The following is a 9,422-nucleotide window of genomic DNA, read 5'->3' on the forward strand; positions in this document are numbered from 1 at the left end:
CGGCTTGCAGGGTTTATAAGATTTCTCCTCGTACCTCGTTCGAAATGACATGGTTGTATGTTAAACAAAAAGTGCAAAACGAGGGTAGTATGAGATTGGGGATTTAACCCAATGATATTTTTATTAATATGCTGCCTGCAACACCAAACTGTTATACTTTGCAAACAAAGCCTTGGCTTTTTCTACACCATCGCCTTTGGCAACATCGGTATAAGCATTATCATGCTTATTAACCCATTGCCATTCCCAATTTTTTACCTGCGCATCAAATGCTTTGTCGTTAAAAGGGGTGCCTGTTGTCATTGCTTTGGTAAGCTGCGCAAAATACAGTTCCCAGCGGGGTTTATAATAACCCTTTATTAAACCGGCCCATTGCCTGTTTGAGTATTCGCGTAGGCCGCTTTCCTTATCGCCCCAAAGCGTAACCAGATCGCGGGCATTAAATTCGTAAAGGTTCTTTTCCCTTTCGGTGATGCCGTTTGCCCTTGCCTCGTTGATCCATTTACCCAATAAAAAGTCTTTACGGGTGCTTAGCAGGGCATCCATATCATCCATTAACTGTAAAAACGTGGTGCTATATTCTTTAAACGCTTCCTTATCACCGCTTTTATAGGCCGATGCCATTTTTTGTTGCAATGGCGTTGCATAATTTGCCAATACCTGCCGGGTTACATCAATAAGGTCGTACTGAAAGCCATCACTTTGTTTCAGGCTATCTGCCGCGTTTACTAATAGCTCCCACGCTTTAGCCAATTGCTTAGGGTCATAATTTAGTTTTGTTAAAACCCTGTCGATAGTTTTTTGCATGGTTGGCCGGGCCACTATAATAGATTCGGGGCCGCCTTCGGTAAGGCCGCCGCTGTAAACGGTATTCAATAATATATGCCATGCATTATCTGCATTAGCATTTGTTTGTCCATAACGCCTGCGGGCATAATTGCTTACCCAGGCATCCGCGTCAATAGGGGTATCGCGCCAAACGTTTTCAAGCATCAAGGTAAACAGCGCCGGGTTTTGCTCTATCCCTTCGGGTGTTATGCCTATACCTGTCATGTTTTTTGATTCGGGGTCGTGCAAAGCAATCGCGGGATCGGCGGCTACATGGCGCATCCGGCCAAACAGGCTAATGTTACCGCCAAAATTTTGCAGCATACTCCAGATCCATGGTTTGCCGTAATAAGCTTCGGTACGATTCCATACCGGGTGAGCATCGCTGTACAGGTCCAGAACAATCATTTGATCATCCGGTACAGCATTTAATAATGCCTTGATCTGCTGCGGCTGCCAAAACTTGTTGTTATAATGAAACATCCAACCCTGCATTACCCATACCGCTTTGGGATCGGCAGCGGTCATAGACCTGAAAACCTTTTTACTCATCCCATCCAGGTAGGTAGAATCATTGGTAGGAGGGACGTTTTCATTAAAAGTATCTGCAGAATAAAGATGATCTGTGCCAAACTCTTTGGTTTGTGCTTCTATATATTTTTTGCCTATGGATTCAAATAATTCATCATCCGGGTCAAGAATGTATACATCCGGGAAACCGGCATCCCAGTTGGTTTTTTTTACTTTTGCCTTCGGGAACCTATCTTTAAAAGAAGGCGGCACGTGGCCCGTAAATGACGACAAAACAGGTTTCATCCCAAATAAACGTTCGCGCTCCAATATCTTTTTTTGCAATGCTTTGTGGGTATCCATCCAATGCTGTGGCAGGGGGCCGCCCCATGCATCAATATTACCCATCCAAAACCAGGAGAAATAGGCCGGCCCGCAAAAAAACGCGTCCAGTTCTTTATCTGTAAAGCCCATGCTTTTGTATACATCTTGCCAAACGGCTTCTTCGCCGGTAATAGCCAGTGGCATGTTAATACCGTTGAGGGCCATCCAGTCAATTTCTTTTTGCCAGCGTTCCCAATCCCACCAGGCCATGGTATAATTAAAGGTGCAATAATTAAGGTAATAACGGTATTTGTATGGGGTGGTTTTATGAACCTTAACGCTAACTGCAGGCAAATTTGCAGGCAGGTTTAAGTTGGTACCATTCCAGCCTATATCACAAAAGCAGTAATTTTTAAGGTAGTAATTTAAGGCAGCGGCTACAGATAAGCCATTGCTACCACGTAAAACTATTTTACCATTACGGTTATCAAGCTCAAAAGCATCCTTGCCATTATCCTGGGCGATGGACTCGATTAAAAAAGTACCCGATTTGCCCGGAATAACCCGTTCAATAAAATCAAGGGCGGCTTTTTGATCAACCTGGGCGTAGGTATTTAAACTAAATGCGGTAACAATAAATATCAATAAACCTTTTTTCATTATTTAAGCTGGTTCTTTTTTGTACAGGGTATTATTAAAATAAAAATGCCGGTAACCAACACAAATTGATTTATCAAATCATTGCTGGCTACCGGCATTTAATGGATCATTACTTAAAAGTTTGGATTTTGTTTTAAAACGCCTTTACTCTTATCAATTTCTACCTGTGGTAATGGGAAATAATAATTTTTAGGGCGAACAAATGTCACCGTTTTGGATTGGTCAATTGGCGCTTTTGAAACCGCCTTGTTGTATATGGCTGCTATATCAACAATGTTTTTCTTATCCCAACGCATTAAATCCTGGTGGCGCTGGTCTTCGCCCGCAAGTTCAACACGGCGCTCGTGAATCAGCTGTGTCATACCTGCACCTACAACCGGCGGCAACAATGTTGATGCCCGGCGGCGCACCTGGTTTATCAACGCGTCGCCCGCGCCTGCACCCTGCGTACGGATAAGCGCTTCGGCAACTAATAGGTAAATATCGGCCGACCGCATTAACGGCACCGCGAAGGTATGATCAACTCCACCACCATCGGCTGCGGTATTAAATACAGCATACTTTTTAAAAGCAAACCCGGTTGCCGACAGATCGGCAGTAAAAGTAGTTAAACCATTGCCATCGCCCAGATCAACCTTATCGCCAACAGTTAATAAAGTGGCCGCCTTACGTGGATCATTAGGCTCAAACTCGTTTGCAAGCCCCTGTAAAGGCTGGCTAAAGCCATAACCACCCCAAGGCCGTGGGATGTAGTAAACCGTAAAATCGTTTTGTACCACGTTTTGTACCGCCTGGATGGAGAAAAGGATCTCGGTACTGCTTTCATTTGCACGGGTAAAGTTATCGGTATAATTAGCAGCTAATGCATAGTGCGAATTGGAGATTACTTTTTGACCTGTTGCAATTGCTTCGGGAAGTTTTTCCCAATACATATAAAGCTTGGTTAAAAGGCCCAACGCTGTTCCTTTGCTCACACGGCCACGGTCGGCTGCGCCGTAGCTTTCGGGTAACATGTCAACCGCTTTCAGCAAATCGCTTTCTATTTGTTTACGTACTTCTTCAATCGGCGATTTGGGAACGTTAAAATTCAGTTTGGTATAATCATCTTCGGTGATGATAGGTACATCGCCATGAATAATCATTAACCGCCAGTAACCAAAAGCCCTTAAAAAATAAGCTTCGCCCATGCTACGGCTTTTAACATCCGCAGATATGGCTGTTATTTTGGGGATATTGATTATGCAATTGGTGGCACGGTTAATTTCCTCATATCTCCACTTCCACGGGTACCTGATAGCCGCGTTTGATGCATCATACGTAAGGTTTTCAATACCTTCATCCTCGCCGTGGTCGCCCGAGCGCCAGTAATCGTCAGATGGCGTGTCAAATGTAGCTTCCGCGTGACCGATATAATCTTCTTCAGGTAAAATGCTGTAGATACCGGTTACGGCGTTAACGGCATCGGTTTCGTTACGAAAATAGTTTGTAGAGCTGTAAACGCCGGTTTGCTTTAAATCAAGTGCCTTTTTACAGCCGGTGCCTAATACGGCAAGTACTGTAAGTGTATATAATATCTTGTTCGATTTCATGATTTTATAATTTAACTGTTAAACCGAATGTAATTGTTCTTACTGACGGATACTGGGCTACGTCGACCCCTCTTTGATRGTTCCCGTTGGTATAACCTAACTCGGGCGTATAGCCTTTGTACTTAGTTATAAAAAACAGGTTCTGGCCCGATGCATAAAGCCTAACACCTTTCAAAGTAGCCTTTTTAGTCCAGCTGACCGGGAGGGTATAACCTAAGGTTGCGTTTTTAAGGCTTACATAGTTTCCGCTTTCTACAAAGAGGTCAGATGTGCGATAGTTATCATTGGCGCGGTCAAGCGACATTCTTGGAATGGTATTGCTTGTACCGGGAGCAGTCCAGCGTCCTAAGTCTTCGGCATACAGGTTAAACGGATAGGTAGGATCTATTCCCTGCATCCTATCAGCGTTATATAGTTTTACACCAAATACACCGGTGAAGTTTGCCGAAAAATCAAACCCTTTATAAGATATGCTGCCTTGCAGGCCCGCTGTAACATTTGGATTAGGATTACCTAAAATTGTACGGTCGTTACCATCAATCTGGCCATCGCCGTTTAGGTCAAGAAAACGTACGTCGCCGGGTTTGATGTTCGCCTTCCGCGAATCATTTTTAAGAGCAGGATCGTTATCAATGTCGGCCTGGGTTTGGTACAAGCCATTGGTTTTCCAGCCATAAAATGAAGCTATCGGCTGTCCCTGGTAAGTTCTGGCAATTTCCTGGCTCGAGCGGCCATATACGGTTGAACCAACAAATGTTCCTTCACCGTTTAGTTTGGTTACCTTGTTTTTGATGAATGAGGCGTTGGCACCGAAAGAATATTTTACCTTGTCACCACCCTGATAGTTAAATTCAAACTCTACTCCGTGGTTGTTCATGGTACCAATGTTTTGGTAAGGAATAACTACTGATCCTGCTGTACCTACAACAGGTGGCGGTAGAAGCATATCCTTTGTGTTTTTATTAAACCAGGTTAATGTTGTGCTTAACTGGTTGTTTAAAAAGCCTGCATCCAAACTGATATTGGTCATGGCTGTGCGCTCCCAGGCTACCACCTGGTTGGCCAGGGTGGCAACTGCAGCACCTGTATAACCAACGCCGCCAAACGTATAGCCATTGTTTTCGTAGGTACTGCCAAGCTTAATTAAACTGGCATATTGAAATGAGGGAATGTTTTGATTACCCAGTTCGCCGTAGCCGCCGGATAATTTAAGGTTGCTTATCCAGGATATATTTTTGATAAAAGCTTCGTTTGATAACCTCCAGCCCAAAGAGAATGCCGGGAAGTAACCCCATCTTTTATTCGGCGCAAATTTTGAAGATCCATCCGCGCGGAAGGTTAGTGTAGCCAGAAAACGGGCATCGTAGTCATAAAACAACCTGCCAAAACCCGATTGAAGGGAAGTTGGGTCGGGGATTAAGCTTGTGTTAAACTGGCTGTTACCTGTTCCAAGCAATCGTTGATCTTCAGATGTATCGTCATACCCTAACCTTGATGCGCCAAAACCGTAAGTGTTAGATCTTTGGTAAGAGTAACCACCTGTAAACGTTACATGGCTTTTGCCAAAAACTTTATCATAGGTAATAAACGACTCCAGCAACTGTGACGATAATTCGCTCTCTGCCTGGGATAATGACGAGGTGGTATTTTGCCTTGCCTGGTTAACATCCGCAATATTAAAATTATACGCGCGGTTTAAGGTCCCATCATACGCGTAGTTTACACGCAGTTTTAATTCTTTTAAAAACGTGATCTCGGCAAAAGCGTTGGCCAGGGCGCGGTATTTTTTGTTAAACCTATCGGCCTGCTGTATGGTTGCATATGGGCTGTTGATATCGCCCAACTGGTTGGCAAAAGCTTTTGATGTACCGTATGATCCGTCGGCATTAACCAACGGTATGGCTGGATTAAAGCGTAATGCCGAAAAGATTAAACCGGTTTGCGAATTGTTATTATCAAACCCGTTGTTATTAGCATAGTTTAACTGAATATTTTCGCCCAGCTTTAACCAATTTGTCACTTTATGTTCTGAATTAATACGGGTGCTAAAGCGCTTGAAGTTGGTTTTGTCAATGATACCATCTTCATTATAAATAGAAGTTGAAAAATAATAAATAGATCCATCATTGCCACCGGTAATGTTTACATCACCATTGGTTACGTGGCCGGTTTTCATGATAGCCCGTTGCCAATCCGTTCTTTGTGTGGCATAATAGGCATCCGTCCATGGCGCATCAATAGCAACACCATCGTTGGTATAACGCTCCCTTTTCAATTTGTAAAGATCGGGCGCGGTTAGCAGGTTCAAATACTTGGTTGTATTTGAAAAACCATTGTAAAAGTTAACATTGGTAGCTAACTTTTGGTTGTAAGTACCTTTTTTTGTAGTAACCAGCACAACGCCGTTTGCAGCACGTGTACCGTAAATAGCAGCAGCCGAAGCATCCTTCAATATATCTACCGAAGCGATATCATTAGGGTTGATATCACTTAAAGCATCAGGGTTATTGGTAGGTACGCCATCAATAACCACCAATGGGTTAGCATCATTCACAGTACCGGTGCCACGAATGCGGATACTTGGCGCGGCACCCGGCGAGCCATCGTTACGTACGATGTTTACACCACTGGCACGGCCATCTAAAGCCTGGGCGGCAGATGCCACCGGCAGGTTTTGAATATCGGCGCCTTTAACACTGGCTACCGAGCCGGTAACGTCCATTTTTTTACTGGTACCGTAACCCACAACCACAACTTCGGTTAAAGCAGATGGCAAGGCAACTAAAGTGATAGACAAAGTTTGATCACCGGTTATGGTTACTATCTTTTTCTCGAAACCGATATAGCTAAACTCCAATACACCATTAACCGGGGCATTTATAACGAAGTTACCGTTAATATCAGTTGTGACACCCAGGTTGGTGCCTTGCAGCCTGATGTTTACGCCAATCAGCGGTTCGCCTTTGGCATCAACCACTTTTCCTTTCACAAACAACAATGCATTGGTAGTTTCGGGGGTTGATATAATAACTACATGGTCATCCGCTACTTTGTAGGGCAGTTTATTATCAATGAGCGCTCCTAATACCTGCTCAATAGTTGCATCCTGCACATTAATATCAACCTTGCCTAATTTTTTCAGGGATGCATAGTTGTAAAAAAAGCGGTAATCGCTCTGTTTTTGAATTTTAGTAAGTATACTACTTACCTCAGTTTGCTTAATGCTGAGTGTGAATTTCTGTTGCGAGTATACACTGGCCGAAACCTGCATACATGTAGCCAGAATTAGAAAGAATACTGCTTTCATTAGCAAAATAACTTTAAGGCATACGGGGGCATATGGACTTGCAAATGCCCTTGTTGTTTTTTTCATTACATTTGTTTTGAAAATTAATGGATAGAGTAAGCGCCGTCATAACACTCTTACTCTTAATAATAAATCCCAGATTTTTGCAGGGAAGAGTTGCACCTCTTCCCTTGTTTATTTATGGGGTTTTCAGGAATCTGATAAGTAAATATTTCTCTTCATGTTGCGGGGTTAAGTTAATATTAGTTGAATTGTTTATTTTTTAATCTTGTAGGCCAGGTAAACAGTGTTTCCGTCAATCTTTGTTTGTAATGGCATTATTTGCTTCAGAAAATTCAGCGCGGTATCCAGGCTTTCATTTTCAAGTATGCCACTAATCTGTTCTTTCTTTAAAGCCTCATTTTCAAATATGATGTGCACATTATATTTACGTTCCATTTGCCGGGCTACATCTTCAAAATCATTATTAACAAACATGATTTTATGCTCCGTCCAGGCATTTTCCTGGTAGGTATCATTGCTGATGTTGGGCAGCGAAGCCACTTCATATTTTATTTTGGCCACATTCACCTTATTTGATTGATGATCGGCAATTAATAACTGGTTATTTATAGTAAGCTTTTCGTGTGGCGATAAAATGATCTTCTTTTCCGGATCGTCGGTTAGTTCTACCTGTACTTTACCTTTTAATAAGGTTGTCTCGGTCGATTTATCGTCTCGGTAAGCTCTTACATTAAACACGGTACCTAAAACCTTCACCGTAAACCCGGTTGTGTGTACCAAAAATGGTTTCTTTGGGTTTTTAGTTACTTCAAAAAAACCTTCCCCCTCTAAATTAACTTCCCGTTGCGCATCCGAAAAAGCAGATGGATATGTAAAATGGCTCCCTGCATTAAGTTTAACTTTGGTGCCATCTGATAAAGTAACCTGCATCATTTCACCAAAGGGCACATCAATTCTTTTTATAGATGCCGCGGTAACCTGCTGATTTGGATGCCGATTATTATAAAATAAAAAGCTTAATACAGCAAGCGCAGCTATTGCCGCCGCTGCACTTATCCATCTCCGGTAATTAAACGGTTTTATATTGTCATTTAAACTTTCAGTTTCTGATCCTTCCGAGCTTTTAATCTTTACCCATAACGCATCAAGCCTGCTGTTTACATCTTTTTCCTGTAAAATAGTATTCTCCTGTTTAAGTGTACCCGTTAAGGCATCTGTTACGTGCTGTATCTTTTTGTATCCTGGATACTGTTTTAAAAACAGTTCGAGTTCATTTAATTCATTTTTACTGGCCGACCCATCCATGCTTTTGGCCATCAGCTCAATAAACCTTGATTTTCCCATACTTATAGCTAATCTGATTATAAAGACACCAAACAATTACGATTTTCCTAAAAGATTTTAAAATAAAATTAAAATCTGTTTCGCATTAAATTATACACGGTAAATTTGGAGGAAGCTTACCTGATGATGCTTTCGAGTTTTTTTATCGCGATGGATAACTGGGCAAATACGGTTTTGTTAGACAATTCGAGTATAGCAGCCACTTCGTTGCAGGTTAGCCCGTCTTCTTTTACCATTTTAAAGATGAGTTTGCAGCGTGGAGGAAGGCTGTTAACGGCGTTGACAATCTCGGTATGAAGCTCCTTGCTGATAAGTAATTGTGCAGGATCCGCATTGAGGTGAAAATAAAAAGATTCGGCAATACTCAATTCACGGGTCATTCTTGATGAATTACTCCGGATATGATTCAGGCATGCGTTTTTTACAACCACATATAAATATACCTGTGGATTCCTGATCTTATCCAGGGTGTTGCGGTCAAGCCAGATCTTTACAAACACATCATTCACTATCTCTTCGCTGGCTTCATTATCTCCTAGGAAAGAGTTTGCAAATTGGCAAAGTTTAACCACCTGTGCTTTGTAAAGCTCGTTAAATGCCGACTCATCATTGTTAAATCGGATTAAGTGAACAAGCTCATGTGTATTCAAAGTGACAGCTAATTAAAAACAATTTCTTGTAATGCATTGCCTCCGGGCGCACAGTAAAAGTAACGAAATTATCACATACAGATAAAACGATAACTGAAGAAGGGGCGATCTTTACAGGATAATTATTCGATTATTTGAAATTTACCACCATTTTAAAGGAAAAATTATCTTATCTACCGAGCTTGCAATCATATCTGGTTTGAAAGC

General features: G+C 42.1%; 5 protein-coding genes. All 5 read right to left on the bottom strand.

What is annotated here, in order from left to right:
* Nucleotides 1-123 precede the first annotated feature (123 nt).
* The 5 genes from AC1DO4_RS15595 to AC1DO4_RS15615 all read right to left on the bottom strand — a co-directional run bounded on the left by AC1DO4_RS15595 (nucleotide 124) and on the right by AC1DO4_RS15615 (nucleotide 9,215).
* Nucleotides 124-2,322: an alpha-N-acetylglucosaminidase gene (locus AC1DO4_RS15595; RefSeq protein WP_477417372.1), complete on the bottom strand. Its 2,199-nt coding sequence runs from the start codon at nucleotides 2,320-2,322 to the stop codon at nucleotides 124-126.
* 113 nt (nucleotides 2,323-2,435) lie between these two features.
* A complete protein-coding gene (locus AC1DO4_RS15600) occupies nucleotides 2,436-3,911 on the bottom strand; it encodes a RagB/SusD family nutrient uptake outer membrane protein (protein ID WP_477417374.1) in 1,476 nt (491 codons plus the stop codon).
* A 4-nt stretch (nucleotides 3,912-3,915) separates the two neighbouring features.
* Nucleotides 3,916-7,284 (bottom strand): TonB-dependent receptor, encoded by a 3,369-nt coding sequence (locus AC1DO4_RS15605; RefSeq protein ID WP_477417376.1) that lies wholly within the window; start codon nucleotides 7,282-7,284, stop codon nucleotides 3,916-3,918.
* Nucleotides 7,285-7,473: 189 nt separating this feature from the next.
* Nucleotides 7,474-8,565 (bottom strand): FecR family protein, encoded by a 1,092-nt coding sequence (locus AC1DO4_RS15610; RefSeq protein WP_477417378.1) that lies wholly within the window; start codon nucleotides 8,563-8,565, stop codon nucleotides 7,474-7,476.
* A 116-nt stretch (nucleotides 8,566-8,681) separates the two neighbouring features.
* The gene (locus tag AC1DO4_RS15615) at nucleotides 8,682-9,215 is read right to left on the bottom strand and encodes an RNA polymerase sigma-70 factor (RefSeq protein WP_477417380.1); all 534 of its coding nucleotides are present in this window, start codon (nucleotides 9,213-9,215) and stop codon (nucleotides 8,682-8,684) included.
* Between the last annotated feature and the right edge of the window lie 207 nt (nucleotides 9,216-9,422).

The sequence above is a fragment of the Mucilaginibacter sp. P5_A6 genome, from assembly GCF_056400585.1.